22 protein-coding genes are annotated in these 17,928 nt (G+C 68.7%); 5 read left to right on the plus strand and 17 right to left on the minus strand.

Annotated features, from left to right (window positions below; all coding sequences use genetic code 11):
- Window positions 1-31: 31 nt before the first annotated feature.
- From NVU01S_RS33425 to NVU01S_RS33435, 3 genes are read right to left on the minus strand one after another with little or no spacing between them, the layout of a single operon-like run.
- Complete coding sequence (locus NVU01S_RS33425; RefSeq protein WP_209444868.1) at window positions 32-1,051, minus strand: SIS domain-containing protein; 1,020 nt, start codon at window positions 1,049-1,051, stop codon at window positions 32-34.
- Window positions 1,052-1,104: 53 nt separating this feature from the next.
- Window positions 1,105-2,004 (minus strand): N-acetylglucosamine kinase, encoded by a 900-nt coding sequence (locus tag NVU01S_RS33430; protein WP_043678544.1) that lies wholly within the window; start codon window positions 2,002-2,004, stop codon window positions 1,105-1,107.
- On the minus strand, window positions 2,001-3,416 hold the full coding sequence (locus NVU01S_RS33435; protein ID WP_043678542.1) for a sugar porter family MFS transporter: 1,416 nt from the start codon (window positions 3,414-3,416) through the stop codon (window positions 2,001-2,003). The genes NVU01S_RS33430 and NVU01S_RS33435 overlap by 4 nt, the downstream gene beginning before the upstream one ends.
- Window positions 3,417-3,537: 121 nt before the next feature.
- On the opposite strand from NVU01S_RS33435, the gene NVU01S_RS33440 reads away from it, so the two are divergent.
- On the plus strand, window positions 3,538-4,263 hold the full coding sequence (locus tag NVU01S_RS33440) for a GntR family transcriptional regulator (RefSeq protein WP_043678540.1): 726 nt from the start codon (window positions 3,538-3,540) through the stop codon (window positions 4,261-4,263).
- A 68-nt stretch (window positions 4,264-4,331) separates the two neighbouring features.
- Window positions 4,332-4,793, plus strand: coding sequence for a GNAT family N-acetyltransferase (locus tag NVU01S_RS33445; protein ID WP_167829440.1), 462 nt, complete (start codon window positions 4,332-4,334; stop codon window positions 4,791-4,793).
- Here the strand turns inward: NVU01S_RS33445 and NVU01S_RS33450 are convergent.
- The 5 genes from NVU01S_RS33450 to NVU01S_RS33470 all read right to left on the minus strand — a co-directional run bounded on the left by NVU01S_RS33450 (window position 4,721) and on the right by NVU01S_RS33470 (window position 8,542).
- Entirely contained in the window at window positions 4,721-5,101 is a 381-nt protein-coding gene (locus NVU01S_RS33450) for a low affinity iron permease family protein (RefSeq protein WP_043678538.1), read from the minus strand. The two genes, NVU01S_RS33445 and NVU01S_RS33450, sit on opposite strands and share 73 nt — an antisense overlap.
- Before the next feature lie 119 nt (window positions 5,102-5,220).
- Window positions 5,221-6,132, minus strand: a complete 912-nt coding sequence (locus NVU01S_RS33455) for a bile acid:sodium symporter family protein (protein WP_043678570.1) — start codon at window positions 6,130-6,132, stop codon at window positions 5,221-5,223.
- Between the two features lie 111 nt (window positions 6,133-6,243).
- Complete coding sequence (locus NVU01S_RS33460; RefSeq protein WP_043678535.1) at window positions 6,244-6,888, minus strand: hypothetical protein; 645 nt, start codon at window positions 6,886-6,888, stop codon at window positions 6,244-6,246.
- Between the two features lie 15 nt (window positions 6,889-6,903).
- Window positions 6,904-7,914: a hypothetical protein gene (locus NVU01S_RS33465; RefSeq protein ID WP_043678534.1), complete on the minus strand. Its 1,011-nt coding sequence runs from the start codon at window positions 7,912-7,914 to the stop codon at window positions 6,904-6,906.
- 160 nt (window positions 7,915-8,074) lie between these two features.
- The gene (locus NVU01S_RS33470; RefSeq protein ID WP_373864231.1) at window positions 8,075-8,542 is read right to left on the minus strand and encodes a helix-turn-helix domain-containing protein; all 468 of its coding nucleotides are present in this window, start codon (window positions 8,540-8,542) and stop codon (window positions 8,075-8,077) included.
- 409 nt (window positions 8,543-8,951) lie between these two features.
- Here NVU01S_RS33470 and NVU01S_RS33475 point away from each other — a divergent pair, with 409 nt between their 5' ends.
- The gene (locus NVU01S_RS33475) at window positions 8,952-9,794 is read left to right on the plus strand and encodes a MerR family transcriptional regulator (RefSeq protein ID WP_043678531.1); all 843 of its coding nucleotides are present in this window, start codon (window positions 8,952-8,954) and stop codon (window positions 9,792-9,794) included.
- A complete protein-coding gene (locus NVU01S_RS44670; RefSeq protein WP_218023641.1) occupies window positions 9,794-9,901 on the plus strand; it encodes a DUF1707 domain-containing protein in 108 nt (35 codons plus the stop codon). The genes NVU01S_RS33475 and NVU01S_RS44670 overlap by 1 nt, the downstream gene beginning before the upstream one ends.
- Window positions 9,902-9,940: 39 nt before the next feature.
- Here the strand turns inward: NVU01S_RS44670 and NVU01S_RS33480 are convergent, their stop codons facing one another.
- From NVU01S_RS33480 to NVU01S_RS33505, 6 genes are all read right to left on the minus strand, one after another.
- Window positions 9,941-10,426 carry a pyridoxamine 5'-phosphate oxidase family protein gene (locus NVU01S_RS33480; protein WP_043678529.1) on the minus strand — a complete coding sequence of 162 codons (486 nt, stop codon included), beginning with the start codon at window positions 10,424-10,426 and terminating at the stop codon, window positions 9,941-9,943.
- Window positions 10,427-10,485: 59 nt separating this feature from the next.
- The gene (locus NVU01S_RS33485; RefSeq protein WP_043678526.1) at window positions 10,486-11,946 is read right to left on the minus strand and encodes an alpha/beta hydrolase; all 1,461 of its coding nucleotides are present in this window, start codon (window positions 11,944-11,946) and stop codon (window positions 10,486-10,488) included.
- A 182-nt stretch (window positions 11,947-12,128) separates the two neighbouring features.
- Window positions 12,129-12,749 carry a response regulator transcription factor gene (locus NVU01S_RS33490; RefSeq protein ID WP_043678524.1) on the minus strand — a complete coding sequence of 207 codons (621 nt, stop codon included), beginning with the start codon at window positions 12,747-12,749 and terminating at the stop codon, window positions 12,129-12,131.
- Complete coding sequence (locus NVU01S_RS33495; RefSeq protein WP_043678522.1) at window positions 12,746-13,879, minus strand: sensor histidine kinase; 1,134 nt, start codon at window positions 13,877-13,879, stop codon at window positions 12,746-12,748. Before NVU01S_RS33495 ends, NVU01S_RS33490 begins: the two co-directional genes overlap by 4 nt.
- Before the next feature lie 5 nt (window positions 13,880-13,884).
- A complete protein-coding gene (locus tag NVU01S_RS33500) occupies window positions 13,885-14,700 on the minus strand; it encodes an ABC transporter permease (protein WP_043678520.1) in 816 nt (271 codons plus the stop codon).
- Entirely contained in the window at window positions 14,697-15,674 is a 978-nt protein-coding gene (locus NVU01S_RS33505) for an ABC transporter ATP-binding protein (protein WP_052281157.1), read from the minus strand. Before NVU01S_RS33505 ends, NVU01S_RS33500 begins: the two co-directional genes overlap by 4 nt.
- Before the next feature lie 453 nt (window positions 15,675-16,127).
- Between NVU01S_RS33505 and NVU01S_RS33510 the strand changes: the two genes are divergently transcribed.
- Window positions 16,128-16,688 (plus strand): BPL-N domain-containing protein, encoded by a 561-nt coding sequence (locus NVU01S_RS33510; RefSeq protein WP_244467452.1) that lies wholly within the window; start codon window positions 16,128-16,130, stop codon window positions 16,686-16,688.
- Window positions 16,689-16,732: 44 nt separating this feature from the next.
- Here NVU01S_RS33510 and NVU01S_RS33515 read toward each other — a convergent pair whose 3' ends face one another.
- The 3 genes from NVU01S_RS33515 to NVU01S_RS33525 are packed head-to-tail and all read right to left on the minus strand — an operon-like array spanning window position 16,733 to window position 17,897.
- Entirely contained in the window at window positions 16,733-17,119 is a 387-nt protein-coding gene (locus NVU01S_RS33515) for a VOC family protein (RefSeq protein WP_043678519.1), read from the minus strand.
- Between the two features lie 12 nt (window positions 17,120-17,131).
- Complete coding sequence (locus tag NVU01S_RS33520; RefSeq protein WP_043678518.1) at window positions 17,132-17,476, minus strand: ArsR/SmtB family transcription factor; 345 nt, start codon at window positions 17,474-17,476, stop codon at window positions 17,132-17,134.
- A complete protein-coding gene (locus NVU01S_RS33525; protein ID WP_043678562.1) occupies window positions 17,463-17,897 on the minus strand; it encodes an SRPBCC domain-containing protein in 435 nt (144 codons plus the stop codon). Before NVU01S_RS33525 ends, NVU01S_RS33520 begins: the two co-directional genes overlap by 14 nt.
- Window positions 17,898-17,928 lie beyond the last annotated feature (31 nt).

The raw sequence follows: 17,928 nt of genomic DNA on the forward strand, positions 1-17,928 counted from the left end.
GTTTTCGGGACGCTCAGAGTTTTCGGGACGCTCAGAGGGTTTCGGTCACCTTCTTCAGGCCACGCGGACGGTCCGGGTCGCCGCCGCGGGCGATCGCGAGGTGCAGGGCGAGCTGTTGCAGCGGCAGGATTTCCACGAGCGGGGACAGGGGTTCGGGGATGCCGGTGGGCAGGGTGACACCGCCGGACAGCCCGGCCAGCGCGTCGGCCGTGCCGACGCCGAACACGTCGGCGCGCAGCTCGGCGAGCCGGGACAGCACGGGCAGCATCGCCTGTCCGCCCGCGCCGTCCGGCACGATCGCCAGCACCGGCACCGACGGGTCGACGGTGGCCAGCGGGCCGTGCAACAGATCCGCACCGGAGAAGGCCTGCGCCGAAAGATACGACGTCTCCATCAGTTTCAGCGCCGCCTCGCGCGCGGTCGGATAGGAGTACCCGCGCGCGGAGGTGATGAGGCGCTGCGCGAACCGGTAGCGCTGGGCCACCCCGGCCAGGGCCGCACCGGAATCGAGCACCCGGCGGCCCAGGCCGGGCAACTCGGCGGTGCCCGCGCCGTCGCCGCCTCGCGCGTAGTCGAGCAGCAGATACAGCGCGAGCAGTTCCGCGGTGTAGGACTTGGTCGCCGCGACCGCGCGTTCCGGGCCGGCCAGCACGTCGACGTGGATCTCGGCGGCGGCGGCCAGCGCGGAGGCCGGGTTGTTGGTGAGCGCCACGGTCAACGCGCCCTGGCGCCGCGCCACCTGCACCGACTGCACCAGATCGGGTGAACCGCCGGACTGGCTCACCGCGACGAACAGCACGTCGCGCAGATCCGGGGCGCTGTCGTAGATCGTCATGGTGGACGGCGAGACCAGCCCCGCGGGCAGCGCGTGCTGAATTTCCACCAGGTACTTGCCGTACAGCGCGGCGTGATCGCTCGTGCCGCGCGCGACGAACAGCACGAATCGTGGCTGGTACTGCGCGATTCGGGCGGCCGCGCGCCGGATGGCGTCGGTGCCCTCGGTGAGCAGCCGCTGCCACGCCGCGGGTTGTTCGGCAATCTCGCTCGCCATCAGGGCGCCGGGATTGTCCTGGTCGGTCATGTCACTCCTCGAAGTAGAAAGGCTTATCCGGGCAGGGCCGCGCGGCCGGCCGGCAGCTGCCGCGCCAGTCGCACCGCGCCGTGCACCGGGTCGACGTCGAGCACGCGTACGTCGCCGAGTCCGCGCCCGGCGAGCGCGCGCCGTAACTCGCCCTGCAGCAGCGGCTGGTGCACCGCGAGCCCGCCGGCCACGATCACCGGCCCGGGGTAGGACAGTCGGTCGGCGACGGTGCCGGCCAGGTCGGTCAGATCGGCGACGGCCGCGGCCAGGATCTCCCGGCCGACCGGGTCGCCGCTCGCCGCCATCTCGATGACCACGCGGGCGCGCCGAGCCCAGTATCTGCGGTCGGTGTGGTCGTAGAAATGGTCGAGCAGTTGTTCGGTCGAGCGCAGCCCGCATTCGGCGGCCAGCGCTTGGCCCAGCGGGTCGGCGGGCTCGCCGCGGTCCACCGCGGCGAGGGCCCGGCACACCGCCTCGCGCGCCACCCAGTAGCCGCTGCCCTGATCACCCAGCAGGTAGCCCCAGCCGCCCGCGCGCGCGGTCCGGCCCGCGTGCCTGCCCCACGCCACCGAGCCGGTGCCCGAGATGAGCGCGATGCCCTCGTCGAGCCCCGCGGCCGCGAGGACGAGCTCACTGTCGTGCACCACTCGAATCATCGCATCGGGCAGGCGTTGCGCGAGCAGATCCTGCAGGCGCGCACGCCCCTCCGGGGTGTCGGCGCCCGCCGCGCCCGCGCATACGGCCCGGACCCCGTCGCCGCCGACGCGTTCGAGGATCAGGTCGAGCTGGTGACCGGCCGCAGCCGCGCCGACCGAGGCCACGTTGGCGCTGCCCGCCCGCGCCTGGGCGACCACGACCCCGTCCTCGGCCCGCACGGCCATCGTTTTCGAGCCGCCGATGTCCAGGCCCAATACGGCGGTCATGCGCGCACGTCCTGATCCCGCGTGACCGCACGCCCGTCCGCGGGCCAGCGGCCGCCGTTGGCCCAGTAGTACTGGATCTCTTCGAGCTGGCGGCCCTTGGTCTCCGGCGCCAGCCGGTACACGAACCCGAAGCCGACGATCGCGAGCGCGCCGAACACCGCGAAAGTTCCGGCACCGCCGAGGGATTCGAGCATGGTCAGGAACGCGCCCGCCACGATGGCGTTCGCGACCAGATCCGAGGTGAGCATCGCGCTCGACCCGGTCGAGCGCAGCCGCGCCGGGAAGCTCTCGCCCGCGTACACCCACACCAGCGCCCCGAATCCGAAGGTGAAACCGACGGTGAACAGCAGCACGCCGACGAACCCGAGCACGGTCAGCACCCCGCCGAAATCGGAGCCGGCCACGAACACCGCGATGAGCAGCGCGTTGGCCGCGATCATCATGCCGATCCCGGACAGCAGAATCGGCCTGCGGCCCAGCCGGTCGACGAGCACCAGCGCGACCAGTACCGCCGCCAAGGCAGCCACCTGCACGAGAGCGGGCAGCACGAGCAGGGCGAAGTGACCGCGGAATCCCATCGCCTCGAACAGCCGGGGGCTGTAGTAGACGATCGCGTTGATGCCGGTGATCTGGATGAAGAAGCCGAGCCCGACCACGAAGACCGTGGCCCGCAGATACGGCTTGCGCAGCATCTCCCGCAGCGCGCCGCCGGATTCCTCGCGCAGCCCGTGCTCGATCTCGGCGAGCTGGGCGTCGGTGTCGAGGTCCGGCTCGACGCGGCGCAGCACCTGACGCGCCTGCTCGATCCGGCCTTTCATCACATACCAGCGCGCGGTGTCGGGCAGCCGCAGCAGCAAAACGGTGGTGAGCACGGCGGGCACCGCCGCCAGACCGAGCATCCAGCGCCAGCTCTGCGTACCCGCCAGCAGATACGCCGCGAGGTACCCGATGATGATGCCGATCACCGTGGCGACCTGGTACGCCACCAGCAGCGCGCCGCGCACCCGGGTCGGCGCGGACTCCGCGACGAACACCGGCACCACGACCACCGAGATGCCGATCGTGATGCCCAGCGCGAGCCGCGCCGCCATCAGCATCGGCAAGGCCGTCGAGCATGCGGCCAGCACCGCGAACGCGCCGTAGGTCGCGGCGACGAGCACCATCGACTTCTTGCGGCCGATCCGGTTCGCGAGCACACCGCCGCCGATCGCGCCCGCGATCTCGCCGATCACCACGGCTGTGGTGAGCAGTTCCTGCTGCCGCGTGGTCAACCCGAACTCGTCGGTGATGAACAGCAACGCGCCCGCGATGTTGGACAGGTCGTAACCGTAGATCACCCCGACGCTGGCGGCGGCCACGCCGACCAGCACCCCCAACCGGGACGACGCCCGCAGCTCGGCCACGAACCCCATGTTTCTTCGCCTCTCACCGTTGATCAGGGAAGTAATTGGTGTACACCAATTTGCCGGTGACGAGATTGGCATACACCAATTCCGGCGTCAACTCCGGGGGCGGCGCGGTAGGTTCGGCGGCATGGGCAACACCACCGGCACCGTGCCGGACACCACGCAGCAGCCGCGCTACTACGGCACCAAACTGGCGCTGCGCCAGCTCATCAGCACGCTGGAATCGTCCACCGCGCTCCCGCCGGAACGGGTGCTCGCCGAACAGCTCGCCACCTCGCGGACCACGCTGCGCAAGGCCCTCGCCGAGCTCGCCGCCGAGGGACTGTTGCGGCGAGTGCAGGGCAGCGGGACGTTCGTCGCGCCGCCCAAGGTGGTGCATCTACAGCAGTTGACGTCGCTGACCGACGACCTCGATGCGCAAGGACTGCAAGGAGATTCGCGCATCCTGGCGCTGACGAAGGTAGCGGCGGACGAGGTGGTCGCCGCTCGGCTCGCGATCGCGCCCGGCACCCGGATCCATCGCCTCGAACGCCTGCGCTCGGTCGACGGCGAGCCGCTGGCGATCGAGATCGCGCACCTCGCCGACAAGCTGCCGGATCTGCGCCGGCGCCTCGCCGACAAAGGCTCGCTCTACGCGACCCTGCGCGACTGCTACGGGATCGAGGTGGCCGGGGTGGAGGACACCGTCGAAACCGCCCTCACCACACCGGCGGAGGCGGCCCTGCTCGGTGTCGCGGTCGGCTCCCCCACCCTGCTGATCCAGCGCCGCGCCTGCGATCCCGCGGGCCGCCCCATCGAGTGGACCCGCTCGATCTATCGCGGCGACCGGTTCCGTTTCGTCGCCCGCACCTGAACCCGGCGCGGTCCGGTGGACGGACCGGACCCGGGACGCGCGCCCGGCCCGGCGGCACGATGGACGCCATGACGGAAATCCGGCCGATGCGGCGCACCGACCTGGCCGCGGCCTGTGACGTACTCGGCGCGGCCTTCGCCGACAATCCGAACGCCCTCGCGGTGACCCGGGGGGATCGGGCGCGAGCCGTCACCGCCCCGCGTGTGCTGGCCGAACACGATCCGCGCCAACCCCATTGGCATATCGGGCCGATCGGCGTACGCCCCGATCAGCAGGGGCAGGGCATCGGGCGACGGCTGCTCGCCGCGTTCCTGGCAAAGGTGGACGCCGAGCGGATGCCCGCGTTCCTGGAGACCGACGTAGCGCGAAATGTGGTGCTGTATCGCAGTTTCGGCTTCGAGATCGTCGCACGCGCCGAGATCCACGGCATCGGCAACCACTTCATGTGGCGTGCCGGTCAAGCCGATTCGCGGTTTTCCAGCCCGACCGCGTCGGCGAGTTCGCGGCGGTGGCGTTCGAGTTCCGGGTGATCGTCGCTGAATTCGCCCATGAAGTCGGCCAGTGCGTCGGCGATCGCGTTGAGCTTCTGCTGCACCGCCTCATCGGAGCGCGACTGCGTGTTCTGGAGCAGCGCCACCAACAGGAACGTGATGATCGTGGTCGCGGTGTTGATCACCAGCTGCCAGGTGTCGATGCTCGGCAGCAGCAGGAACGTCGGCGCCCACAGCAGCACCAGCAGCACGCAGAACACGAAGAACCCCGCCTTCGCGGTGAGCGCCGCGGCCCCGGTGGCGAACCGATCGAAGATCGTCAACTTCCCCCGCACATCGGACGGCATCGTCCGACTACCCCCACCACGTCGCGCCGTATCCCGCATGACTCATCCCATCCTCGAACGCCGGTCACCCTCGGGTTAGCCCGGTTAAGCGCACGCAAACAGGGCCGCGCGCGGGCGGGTCAGCGGGTGGTTTCGGCGGGGTCCGCGCGGTCGACCGCCGCGGCGCGGGAAGGTTGCGGACGTTTGCGGGTGACCAGCCAGCCGAAGCCCGCGGCGAGGGGGAAGATGGCGACACCGTAGACAGCGGCGGGGATGGCCATCTCGGTGCTGCCCAGCACGCTGATGGCGATGGTGATGGCGATGACGCCGTTGTGGATGCCGACCTCCATCGAGCAGGCGATGGCCTGGCGGTCCTGCACGCCGAGCACACGCGGGACGAGATAGCCCACGGTCAAACTGATCAGGCAGAACAGGATCATGGCGACGCCGATGGCGCGGACATACGCCACGACATCGCCGCGCTGGTCGACGATCGTCGCGGTGATCACGAGCGTCAGCGTGAGCGCGGAACCGATCCGGACGGGTTTGTCCATCCGGTCCGCGAAACCCGGCGCGAACCGGCGCACCAGCATGCCGAGCATGACCGGAATCAGCACGATCGAGAACACCTGCACGGTCTTGCCGAACTGCAACCCCACCGTGCCCGACTCCCCCGGATCGAAATAGCCGAGGGCGAAGTTCGTCACCAAGGGGACGGTGACCACCGCGATCACCGAATTCACCGCGGTGAGCGACACATTCAATGCGACGTCGCCGTGGAAGAGATGACTGAACAGATTCGCCGCCGTGCCGCCCGGCGAGGCCGCGAGCAACATCACGCCCACCGCCAGATGCGGTGACGGATCGAACAACAGCACCAGACCGAACGCGATCGACGGCAGCAACAGCAGCTGACAGGCCAGCGCGATACTGACGACCTTGGGGTTCTTGGCGATTCGCGTGAAGTCGGCCACGGTGAGCGAAAGCCCCAGCCCGAACATGATCACGATCAACACCAGGGGCAGACCCACGGAGACGAGCGGAGAGTCCATGGTGTCCTCCAATCGCAGTCACCGGCTTGTTCCGGCGCGCGCGGATAAATCCGAACCTGCCAGAAGTGTTCAGGGGACGCAAGATAACGTCACGCCCATAGAACTACGGGCTCAGGCAGCCCGCCCCAGAATCGGCGAAATCACCACGGTCATCACGAGAGCGCCGCCCGCGGTGAGAATTCCGACAACGATCGGCAAGACCGGAGAATCCAGCGCCACGTAGAGCGGTGAGCCGGGGGTGATCAAACCCCACACCGCGAAAGCAAAAGTGGCGGTGATCGTTTCGGCAGGCGGCGGGCGCCACCGCTGCCACCACGCGGAGAGTTGCCGCCGCCGGACGTCCGGCGTCGGGTGATTCGGCGGGGCAGGCGGGCTGGCCGGTACCGGTTGCCCGATCGGGGGGCCGACAGGCAGCGTCGGTTCGGGAGCGCCCACCTTGTCGAGCGCGAGACGACTCGCGACGGTGACCGCGACGAGCGTGGCGAGCAACGCGGCCACGTAGATGAACCAGCGCAGCGGATAGTAGGAATCGTTGCTGTCCTTCTGTATTCCTTCGAGCAGGCCGACCAGCGCGGTGTAGAAGACGATGATGTCGGTCGGCACCGCTCGCGCCAGGACAGCCGTCCCGTTCTCGGCCTGCCTGCCCGGTCCGCCCCCTTCAGTGGACGCGGGCACCGCTCCCGACCCCTTCGGCGGATCCGGGTGCGACGCCGGGTGCCGATCGACGGCGAGCTGGGCAATGGAAGCGATGGTCATGGTGGATCCTCTGCGTCAAAGCGTGATGTGGCGGCCGAGACCGGAATTGAGACAGGAGGACATGTCCTGCACGTATTGGTGAACCAGACCAGGCTGATTCGGCCAGTAGGAGCCACCGACGAAGTGCCCCAGGACCTTTCCGCTGTACGCGCCGCCGGTGCCGAGCACGAGCCCACCAGAGTCGCCGAGGCCGAGCAGGTAGGACGGGCCGATCTGCCAGCAGTCCGACCACTGCCGGGCGGCGTCGCCGAGCTGGGTGAGCGCGCCGCTGACCTGGCCGGCGCGACTGCCCGAAGTCGCGCCATAGGCGGTCACGTCGATCGGCGCGTACGGTGGCCGCGGCGCCCCGGCGGGTCCGGTGTGGGTCACGCTGAGGATCTGGTCGTGCTGGTCCAGCAGTTCCACCACGGCATAGTCGTAGCCCGCGCCGCCGGTGACCGCGGGATCGGACCAGTGGGTCACGGTGCCGTCGATCCAACTCGGTGTCCGCTGACCGGACGCGTAGATCTGCACCCGATCGCCGACCCCGGTGACGAGGTGACCCGCGGTGACGATCGCGGGCGTGTGCGTCGCGGTGCGGGTGCACGACACCCCGACGGTCGCGGTGCGGTTGGGTACCGCGTTCTCGCGGACCAGGTCGCGCAGCTGTACCTGCGCGGCCGCGGGCAGCGGACGGGTGGTGACGTCGATGAGCGTCGTCGGACCGATCCGCCACTCGATCAGCAGTCGCAGGGCGGGCGCGTCCGCGAATTGCCGCCGCGCACGCGGGTCCGCTCGCTGCAGCAAGTCGAATGCGGTATAGCGACCGACCGTGATTCCGCTGTCGGCACCGAGTGCGGCGCATTCGACGAGCACGAGTTCGTTGTTCCATCGGCCACTCGGATCCGGCGCACTACCCACTCCCCAGACCAGTTGCGGGGTTCGGCCGTTCGCGACGGCAGCCAGATGGTCGCGGTAACGAGCGGTCAGCACCTCGACATTGCGGCGTAGGGTTTCCGATTCCTCGTCGACCGGATTCCACCACATAGCCAACATCCCCAGTCGAATTACGCGATGATTCGTCTGCGCCGAGCCGTCGGCGGATCATTATGATACGTCGAAAAAGAGCGGGTACAGCGGAAATGCGGCCCGCAACGTCACCGGGGGCGGAAACCGGCACGCGTCCCGAAATCACACCTGGGCGCGGTCAATCCAGCTCGGCTGTGGCAGGCGCGTGCTCTTCGCTGATGCGCAGTCGTTCGGCCAGCGCGGTGAGCAGTTCCTGCGATTCGTCGGACAGGTCGGCGGCCAGGTCGAGCAGTTTGCGCAGGCTCTCGTTACACAGCCCGGTGAGCAGCGGGCGATCGCCGGACGCCGCCACCGGCTCGACGCCGCCGTAGAAATAGTCGAGCGGCACGCCGAAGAATGCCGACAGTGCGGCCAGCAATTGCTCGGACGGATTGCTCCGGACCCCCGAACGCAGTTGCGACAGATAGGAGTTCGAGACCGGGCAACCGGCCGCCTGCAAAGCGGCGGCCACGCGCGCATAGGTGTAGGGCTTGCCGATCGGATCGCGCACCGTGTGGAACAGCGCGTCGAGCCGCGCGGCCAACGCGTCGGCCGGGTCGTCGTCGGTCCCCGGCGGGGCTGCTTCCTGTCCCGAAATCGTCTTCACCAGTTCACCCACCCCACAAGAGAGCGATCCAACCGTGCACGTAACTTTTCCCAGAACAGCAGACCATCCATGATCTCCGCAATCACTCAGCTAACAATGTGACCGAGGTCACCCCGGTAGGTATTACCTTCAACCACAGCCGTTTTCACGTCCGCATCTTCTGGCAAACAAGAATCGAGGTGCGGCGGCGGCCACCGATAGGGCCATCGGCAATTCATCCGCAGGACCAAAGTCCCCGACCCACCGCGTCGCCGGATCGCGGCACCCACACCTCGATCCCGCGAGCCAACCTTTTCGAATCTTCGAAAACTTTGCGAATCCATAGGCATTGAGGTGCAGAAACAACAACACTGTGAGTATTTACTAGAAGAGTGTTGACTAGCCGACTGGACACTGCAACGCTGGAACCGTGCGAACGAAGAGCATAGACCTCACCGTGGAAGACCTGGCCGCGCGCGCCGGCGTGCCCACCAGCACTGTGCGGATGTACCAGTCGAAAGGACTGCTGCACGCGCCGCGCCGCGCCGGACGCACCGCGCGCTATGACAGCTCGCACCTGCAACGGCTCGAATTGGTGCAGCGCCTGCAGGATCGCGGCTTCTCGCTCACCTCCATCACCGAACTGCTCACGGCCCGCGAACAGGGCGCGACGGTGGCGGATCTGCTCGCCCTGCCCGGCGGCCCCGAGGACTGGGTACCGCTCGGCCTGCGCGAGATCCGGGTGATGATCAAGGCCAAGGAGCTGCGACCCACCCTGCTGCGCAAGGCAACTCAGCTCGGACTGGTCCGCTGGCGGCGCGGGCGCCCGCAGGCCCGGCGCTGGGCACTGACCAGCGGGATGCGGGTCGCCGACCTCGATATCCCACCCGCCGAGGTGCTCGACCAGGTGATCCGGCTGCGGGCGCACACCGATCAGATCGCGGCCGACTTCGGCGATATCTTCGAACGCACCCTGTGGCCGCGCATCCAGGCCGACAGCACTGAAACCGACCAGCTCGACCGGGTCCGCGCCCTGCTGGAGGAATTGACCGGCCTGGCCGAGGGCGTCGTGGTCAGCGCGTTGCGCGAGTCGGTGCGCCATCTCGCCGAGGAGTTCGCCACCCGGCACGAATTGCTCCCCGCCGAAGGCGAACTCCCCGCCTGGCTGGACCGTCCGATCCCCGTGCTCAACGAGCGCCTCCTCGAGCCCGCCGACGACGGCGTCGAGGCGGTGGACAAATTCCTGGCCGCCGATCAATCTCCGGAGCAGTGATGAATCCCTACCTCAACCCCGATCTGCTTGCCGCGGACGCCGATCGCGAACGCGTGGTCGCCGCACTGGCCCAGAACTTCCCCGAGGGACGCCCGAAGGTCGGGTAATCGACTGTGCCACAAGGCGTCCCACGTACCGAACGCGTGCTACGGCGTGCCGAGCCGGGCGATGCGCGGCGTGAAGTTCGTCGGGAAACCCGCGCCGTCGAGCACCTGGATCCGATCGGGATCCAAACGCAGCAGCGTGAACTGCGAGCTCTCCGGCCCGGTGGGGGCGAACATGCTCAGGTCGTAACCGACCGGCGGCGGTGTCGTCTGGAACAGATCCCACACCCGCCGCTTCTCCGCGACATCGTCCACCCAGGTGGCCACGGCCTCACCCTGCACGACGTGCTGGGCCGGGCTCCAATACGAAAATGCCACAACCGGATTGGCGGCCAGGTGCCGCGCCTTCACCGGGGTCTTGCCCGTCGCGACCCAGCCGATCGGACGACCGTCGCGCACCTCCCACAGCGGATGCAGGATCCGCGACCGCGGGCGGCCCTTACCGTCCACCGAAGTGACTGTGCACCAGACGATCTCCTGCGTGAACCGAACGAAGTCGGCTTCGATCGCCTCGAATGTTTCTGCCATGCGGCACCTCCTCGGCTCGATCGTAGTGCGGGGTCACGACAACTACGCCCGGCGCTCGGCTAGCGTTCGCCGGTCGGCTCCGCCGGGCAGGCCACATCGCGCTCCGGCCGTTGCCCGGTGGTCAGGAACGCGGTGACAACGTCGTTCAAACAAGTGTTGTCCTTGAACAGGTAGGCGAGGTGGCCACCCTGGTCCGCGGTCACCAGCCGAGCGCGGTCGCCGAAGGCCCTGTCGAGTTCCCGCGCACCGGACAGCGGCGTCGCCGGATCCCGGAGATTCTGCGCGATCAGCACATTCGACGGGCCGCGGTCGCCGATCCGCACCGGCGGTTCCACCGGGTCGGCCGGCCAGTACGCGCACGGCCAGACATTGGCCGCCGCCGCGCCGAACATCGGGTAGCGGACCCGGTCGATCGCGACGTCGGCCTGATAGCTGAGATCCGAACGCGGCCAAGCGGTGTCGTTACACAGCACGTGCAACTGGCTGGACAGGTAGTTGTCCAGGTCGGGCTGCTCGGCGGCGACCGGCGGCGTCTGTTCCAGCGCGCCGGTACTCGCGGCCCGCCACAGCTCGGCCAGCGCGGGCAGGGTCTTGTCGTAGTAGAGCAGCGCGAAGGTGACCTGCCGGAACTGCGAACCATAGCCGCCGCCCGCGGGATTCGGTATCGCGTCCAGCCGGCCGGCCAGCTCGAAGTACTTCGCGGTGACCTGCTCCGGCGTGTCCCCGAGACCGTATTCGGGATGCTGCGCCGCGAATGCCGCGAAATCCGGGAACCGATCCTGGAACCCCTCGCCCAACCTGCGCGAGTGCAGGCTGTCGAAACCGCCCGGCCCGACGGCACTGTCGAGCACGACGCGGTCGGTGCGCTCCGGAAACAACGAGGCGTACACCGCACCGAGATAGGTGCCGTACGAGATGCCGTGATACGACACCTGCTCCTCCCCCAGCGCCGCCCGGATCCGGTCCATGTCGCGCGCGGTGTTCGCGGTGCTGACGAACGGCAGCGTTGCCGCCGATGCGGACGTACCACATTGCTGGGCAATATCTTTCACCGCTCCTGCCCGCTGCGCCACATCGATCGGATCACGCGCGTAGGGCGGGATATTGCTCGTCTGCTGGGCCGGGGACAGCGCACACGTGACCGGTGCGCTGTGGCCGACTCCGCGCGGATCGAAGCCGATCACGTCGTAGCGGTCGAGGACGCGCTGCGGCAGCCCGAGCTTCTTCAGGTCCGCGGGGAAACTCAGCCCCGCCCCGCCGGGGCCGCCGGTGTTGGTCAGCAGCACGCCTCGGCGCTGCGCCGGGTCCGCACTGCGCAACCGGGAGATGGCGACCTCGATCTGCGGTCCGTCCGGGTTCCGGTAGTCGAGCGGCACCTCGAGCACCGAGCATTGCAGGCCGGGTGCGGTGACGTCGGCCGGACAGGCACCCCACGCCAAGCCGGGCGTAGCGGTAGCGACCGCGGGCGCCATCGAGGCCGCCACGAGGGCGACGAGGACCGGCAAAAGGGTTTTTCGCATGATTTCTCCTGGTTCTCCGCGTGCTTCGAGCAGCCGATCGGCGACACGGGCCGCAAGACCACGGCGCCGGCGCCGATCCGCCCTATGCTGGGTCGTGCCGTGAGGCGTGGCGGCGTCCACACGGTGCACGGGGAAGCGACCCGCCCAGTAGTACTGCTGGGCGGGTCTTCCGCGCCCGGCCCCTAGATCCAGCCCTTTTCGCGGGCTTTGAGCGCCGCCTCGTAGCGGTTGGCGACCCCGAGTTTCGCCATCGCCGAGGACAGATAGTTGCGGGTGGTGCCCGGTGAGAGGTGCGCGCGGCGCGCGATGTCCTCGACCGACGCACCGTCGATGGCGTATTCGAGCACATCGGCTTCGCGCGCGGTGAGCAGGGTGTCGCCCGCGCTGATGGCTTCGGCAGCCAGTTCCGGATCGACGTAGCGGCCACCGCCGTGCACGGTGCGGATCACCGCCGCCAAGGTCGCGGCCGAGGTCGTTTTGGGCAGGAAGCCCCGCACGCCCGCGGCCAGGGCGCGTTTCAGATAGCCCGGCCTGCCGTGGCTGGTGACGATCAAGGTGGCCGCGCCGGGCGTGAGACGTTGCAGTTCGACGGCGGTCTCGATGCCGTCGATGCCGGGCATCTGCAGATCGATCACGGCGACGGCGACCGGCGCGCCCGCCTCGCTGCGGCGCCGCCACGCGGCGACGAGTTCCTCGCCGGAGCCGACATGGTCGACCACCTCGAGATCGGCTTCCAGGTCGAGCATGGTCGCCAGCGCGGCCCGGACCAGCGTCTCGTCATCGGCGAGGAATACCGGAATCACTCTTTCTCCCAACGTATCTCGAGGAGGAACTGCTCGTCGGAGGCGAGCACGTCGAGGGTTGCGCCGATGGCCGCGAGCCGCTCTGCGACCCCGCGCAGCCCCGAACGCGCACCCGGCGCACCGTGCGGACGGTCGTTGCGCAGGGACATCCCGGCCGCCCCGAGCGCGAGCACCGCCGTGGTCGCCGCAGAGTGCTCCACGATATTCGTGGTGCCCTCCCGCACCACCCAGGCGGCGACCTCGTGGCAGCGCGCCGGCACGTTCGCCGGATCGCCTTCGACGTCCAGTCGGCAGCCCACCGCCGACAGCAGCGACCGCGCCCCCGCCACCTCGTTCATCAGATCGATGCCGCGGTAGCCGCGGACCAGTGTGCGCATCTGGTCCATGGATTCGACGGCCAGTGTCCTGACCTCGTCCATCTCGGCGGCCGCCGGCTCGGCCTTGCCGGACCGGGAAAGCACCGCGGCGAGTTCGCTTTTCACCGCGATCGCGGAGAAGCTGCGGCCCACCACATCGTGCAGGTCCCGCGCGAAACGCAAACGCTCTTCGGCGACCTGCAATTCGGCTTCGACTCCCTTGGCCCGATCCAGTTCTTCGACGACCCGCAGGCCCCACAGCGTGAGCAATGTCGTTCCGACAAGGGCGATTCCAGCGAGGTAGGTCCCGCCCGCGAAGCCGAGCACCGCCAGCGGCGACGATCCGTAGAGCAGTCCGGTCACCACTGCGATCCCCAGGGTCGCCCACCATCGGTGCCGAAGGAAGGACACGAGCGAGTAGGTGGCGAGGATGGCCGTGTAGAGACCGGTCACCGCCGCGCGATCGGTGACCTCGTCCTCGGTCGCCAGCCGGGCGATCACCGCGAACGTCAGCAGAATCCCGATCTGCACCGCGACCGCGACCGGCAACACCCATCGCCGGGAGATCCATCCGGTCGACCCGGCGAACTCCGGCTGCACCTCCAGCGCGAGGATCGCGATGAGGCCGGCGGCCAGCACCCCGGCCACCGCCCACGGCGCGCGCACGGTGAACGCCATCACGATCACCACCGCGGCCACACTCGACTGCAGGGTGAGCCTGGTGTAGAGCCGGAACTTGGCCGGTCCGGACAGCTCGTGCCACCAGGCGCTCATCCGGTTCAACCGCGGTCGTCCCAGCGGAAGCTCTTGCGGGTCAGCGCGAGCGCCAGGACGGTCCATATCGCCAGTGTGGCAAACGGGCGGCCGAGTTCGGCGCAGGTGCCCGCGAAATCGAGCGCCGGATCGGCGGTGGCCGCGGTGGCCAACCGACCCGACGCGCCGAGCGAGACCAGATCCGAGACGGCCGCGAACGGCGTCCAGTCGGCCAGGTCGGCCAGCCGGTCCGGCAGCACCTTCCGGATGGACGCGAGGCCGAGCATCGCGATCGTCATCACCGGCAGCGAGGTGATCTGCGCGGCTTCGGCATTCTTGGTCACCGCGCTGGTCGCCAGCGCGAGCAGGGAGAACAGCACGATCCCGGCGAGCAGCGCCAGCACGATCGCCGCCGGGTTGACCGGAGCGGGCGCGCCGGTGCCGTACACCACCGCGGCGACGACCACCGTGCAGGCCAGCGTCGCGAGCGCACCGGGCACGGCCGGGGCGAGCATGATCTGCCAGTCCGCGGACTCACCGGTGCGCAACCGTTTCAGCACGCCTTCGCTGCGCCGGGTCGTCACCATCGACAGCACCGAGTAGTACTGCACGAACAGCAGGGCCGACAGCGCGAGCAGTTCGAACGTCACCGCTGCGGTGGACGTGGTCGGCGCGGTGTCCTTGATCGCGATGAAATACAAGGCCAGCGGTATGCCGACCGGGAACAGCGTCGCCATGTACATCAGCGTCTTGTTCCGCCGGAATTGCAGATACTCCGCTTTCGCGAGCGCGGTCAGCGGACGGCGGCGAAAGGTGGTGCCGGTGGACGTCAGGGTGGTCATCGGGCTGCTCCGATCAGTTCGGGGGTCGCGGCGGCGACCGGTTCGTCGGCGATATCGAGGAACACCGATTCGAGGGAGGCGGCGCGGGCTTCCAGGCCGCCCAGCTGCAAGCCGTGCGCCCGCGCCCAGCCGAGCAGTTCGAACAGATGGCCCTGCAGATCGTGCGTGGTGACGGTGACGCGTGCCTGCGCGTCGAGCTGTGCGCCGGGCAACGGCGGCAACGGCAGACCGGGGTGATCGAAGACGATCCGCGCCGGATGACCGTCGACGATCTCCCGCAGCGTGCCCGCCCGCGCGACCGCACCCTTGTGCATGATCGCGATCCGGTCGGCCAGCGCCTCCGCCTCGTCCAGGTAGTGCGTGGTGAGCACCATGGTCACGCCGGACGCTTTCAGATCGGCGAGCAATTTCCAAGTGCCCCGGCGACTTTCGGGATCGAGGCCGGTGGTCGGCTCGTCCAGGAACAGCAGTCGCGGCTGTCCCAGCAGCGCGCACGCCAGATCGACGCGGCGCTGCTCGCCGCCCGACAGCGACCCCACCCGGACATCAGCGCGGTCCGCGAGGTCGACCAGCTCGAGCACCGTGGCGCTGGTCGTCGGGTCGGTGCACGTCCCGCGCCACATCTCCAGCGTTTCGCGAACGGTCAGCTCGGCGGGCAACCCACCCGACTGCAACATGATGCCGACCTGGGCGCGCACCTGGGCCCGGTCCCGGCGCGGATCGAGGCCGAAAACCTCTACGACACCGTCGGACGGCGCGGCCAGCCCCTCCAGCATGTCGAGCGTCGACGTCTTACCGGCGCCGTTGGTGCCCAGCAGGGCGAAGACCTCCCCTTCGGCCACCCGCAGATCCACCCCCTTGACCGCCTCGAACGCCGTCTTCCCGTGACCATAGGTGCGGCGCAGTCCCCGAGCGGCGATGACCTCGTCATTGCGCTGCCGCCCCGGCCGCGCCCCAAACGTTGCACTGTTCATGCCTTCAACGATCGCGAACCCAGCCCACCCCCAGTAGTAAGCCCAGTCACCGAATCCCGTGCAATCCCCCACGTGCCCGCCATGACAAATGTCAGATCGCGCCGACCGACCGGGCCGTTCAGCTTTCGGCCTATCGGCGGACACGGCTCGGCCGCTTGGCGGGTGGCGGAAGGTCCGCTCGGCGGTGATGCTGTCGGTATGCCGATCGATCGCCGAGTGATCTCATGGGTGGGTGCGCGCGGAGTGCGGTCGAGGGGTCTGCGTCGGGTCTTTCTCGGCGTTTTCCTGGCTGTGGCCTTGTTGCCGGTCGCCTGTGCTCGGTCCGACGCAGGTGAGCCGAACGTTCAACTGCCGCTGGCGCTGGTTTATGACGGGCCGCAAGGCTGTGCTGATTGTGCGGCGGCGATCGGGGCGGTGCTGCGGCGGGCACCGCGACCGTTTTGGGTCGAGTATGTGGGGCCCGGGACCGGGAAGCCGCTTACCGCGGCGGTTCTGGCCGGTGCGCAGCTGTATGTCCAGCCCGGCGGGGGCTCCGACCTGGAAGCGACCTGGCGTGACCTGAGTGGTTCGGCCGAGACGATTCGCGACTGGGTCCGTGACGGCGGCAGCTATCTCGGTGTGTGTTTCGGCGGCTACCTGGCCGGGCGCGATCCGGGATTCGACCTGCTGCCCGGCGACACCGACGGCTACATCGACGCACCCGACACCACAGTCCCCGACGCCCGCGACACCGTCATACCGGTCGACTGGCGGGGCACGCCACGGCACATGTACTTCCAGGACGGGCCCGCGTTCCATTTGGATCGGGGTGCGGACGCGACCGTCCTGGCGACCTACCCCAACGGATCGGCCGCGGTGGTCGTCGCCCCGTACGGCAAGGGCCGGGTCGGGGTGAGCGGCCCGCACCCGGAGGCCGACGAATCCTGGTATGCGGACAAGGGATTGACCAATCCAGACGGTGTGCGTTGGGATCTGGCCTTCGAATTGCTCGAAGCGACGGTTGCGCGAAGGTGATCCGATGGTGAAATACGGTGCTGCCCTCGGGCTCTAGCGAGCGTTCACTCGTTATCCGGCAGACGCACGATGTGCGGGACACCGACCGGGTTGCTGATCCAGTGGGCAGCCATTCCCGCGGGCAGCGGTTCCAGCTCGTCCTGCACGGCTACGCCTCGGGCGGCAAGGTATTCGGTCGCGCGGTCGACGTCGTCGGTGAACAGTTCCAACCACAGGTCCGCATGGGCGTAGTTGTCCACACGGTCGAGCCATAGGGTTACAGGGCCGAACTGTACTGCAGCACTTTGGATCACACCCGCGGCGACGGGCTCGCCGCTGTCGTCGGTGACTTCCATACCCAGCACGTCACGGTAGAAGGCGACGGTCCGGTCGAATTGGGCCTTGGGAAGTTTCATGGCGATGTTGTGTCCACCGCGGAAGAGGGGTGTCATGGCGTTGTTCTCCTATGTCCGATCGAGGTGATCGTGCAGTGCGCTCAGGCGGCTGTCCCAGGTGTGTGCGAGGGCGGCGAGAAACGACTGAGCCACTGCCATCGGCCGGGTTTGCAACCGATACCGGACCCGGCGTCGCTCACCGGGTTCGGCGCGGACGAGTTCGGCCTCGGCGAGCAGGCCGAGATGTTTGGTGATCGCCTGGCGCGAAATGGGCAGGCGGGCAGCCAGATCGGTCGCGGTCGCCGGGCCGCGCGCAGCGAGTTCGGCGAGCAGCGCGCGACGTGTCGGGTCCGCCAAGGCGGTGAATACCGCCTGGGCGACCAGTTCGGTCTCGAGATCGTCAGGCCGCGGCATCGAGATACTCGGTCAGTTCGGTCAACTCCATTGCCCACCCCTTGACATTGCCGTCGTACGCACCGGCCTGTTCGTCGGGCAGCTGGGCGAAGCCGCTCTCGGTCACCGTGAGCCGGGTGCCGGTCGACGTCGGGCTCAGCAAGAATTCCACGTGTGTCCGGCGCGGATCGCCGCTCGGCAATCCTTCGATCGCCCAGGTGAACGAGAATCGACGGGGCGGCTCGACATGCTGGATCCACAGGGTGTGCGGTCCCTCGGCCGCCCACCACACCCGCGCTGTGCCACCGGGACGTAGCTCCTCGATTTCGGCTCGGGATCCGAACCAACCACCGAGCCCTTCCGGCGTGGTCAGGGCGTGCCACACCTTCTCGGGCGGATGCTGCAGATCGAGAACACGCTCGATGCGATCAGGTAGGGGCACCAAAGCCTCCAGATTTAGCAACCAACGGGTT

The sequence above is a fragment of the Nocardia vulneris genome (genome assembly GCF_001613425.1).
GTDB classification, from domain to species: domain Bacteria; phylum Actinomycetota; class Actinomycetes; order Mycobacteriales; family Mycobacteriaceae; genus Nocardia; species Nocardia vulneris.

Bases quoted from the DNA above. Each gene is read 5' to 3' on its own strand.
- NVU01S_RS33505 (WP_052281157.1), bottom strand. From the start codon at position 15,674: ATGAACAGTGCAACGTTTGGGGCGCGGCCGGGGCGGCAGCGCAATGAC.
- NVU01S_RS33440 (WP_043678540.1), top strand. From the start codon at position 3,538: ATGGGCAACACCACCGGCACCGTGCCGGACACCACGCAGCAGCCGCGC.
- NVU01S_RS33450 (WP_043678538.1), bottom strand. From the start codon at position 5,101: ATGCCGTCCGATGTGCGGGGGAAGTTGACGATCTTCGATCGGTTCGCC.
- NVU01S_RS33520 (WP_043678518.1), bottom strand. From the start codon at position 17,476: ATGCCGCGGCCTGACGATCTCGAGACCGAACTGGTCGCCCAGGCGGTA.
- NVU01S_RS33435 (WP_043678542.1), bottom strand. From the start codon at position 3,416: ATGGGGTTCGTGGCCGAGCTGCGGGCGTCGTCCCGGTTGGGGGTGCTG.
- NVU01S_RS33430 (WP_043678544.1), bottom strand. From the start codon at position 2,004: ATGACCGCCGTATTGGGCCTGGACATCGGCGGCTCGAAAACGATGGCC.
- NVU01S_RS33425 (WP_209444868.1), bottom strand. From the start codon at position 1,051: ATGGCGAGCGAGATTGCCGAACAACCCGCGGCGTGGCAGCGGCTGCTC.
- NVU01S_RS33460 (WP_043678535.1), bottom strand. From the start codon at position 6,888: ATGACCATCGCTTCCATTGCCCAGCTCGCCGTCGATCGGCACCCGGCG.
- NVU01S_RS33465 (WP_043678534.1), bottom strand. From the start codon at position 7,914: ATGTGGTGGAATCCGGTCGACGAGGAATCGGAAACCCTACGCCGCAAT.
- NVU01S_RS33500 (WP_043678520.1), bottom strand. From the start codon at position 14,700: ATGACCACCCTGACGTCCACCGGCACCACCTTTCGCCGCCGTCCGCTG.
- NVU01S_RS33480 (WP_043678529.1), bottom strand. From the start codon at position 10,426: ATGGCAGAAACATTCGAGGCGATCGAAGCCGACTTCGTTCGGTTCACG.
- NVU01S_RS33495 (WP_043678522.1), bottom strand. From the start codon at position 13,879: ATGAGCGCCTGGTGGCACGAGCTGTCCGGACCGGCCAAGTTCCGGCTC.
- NVU01S_RS44670 (WP_218023641.1), top strand. From the start codon at position 9,794: ATGAATCCCTACCTCAACCCCGATCTGCTTGCCGCGGACGCCGATCGC.
- NVU01S_RS33485 (WP_043678526.1), bottom strand. From the start codon at position 11,946: ATGCGAAAAACCCTTTTGCCGGTCCTCGTCGCCCTCGTGGCGGCCTCG.
- NVU01S_RS33445 (WP_167829440.1), top strand. From the start codon at position 4,332: ATGACGGAAATCCGGCCGATGCGGCGCACCGACCTGGCCGCGGCCTGT.
- NVU01S_RS33515 (WP_043678519.1), bottom strand. From the start codon at position 17,119: ATGACACCCCTCTTCCGCGGTGGACACAACATCGCCATGAAACTTCCC.
- NVU01S_RS33455 (WP_043678570.1), bottom strand. From the start codon at position 6,132: ATGGACTCTCCGCTCGTCTCCGTGGGTCTGCCCCTGGTGTTGATCGTG.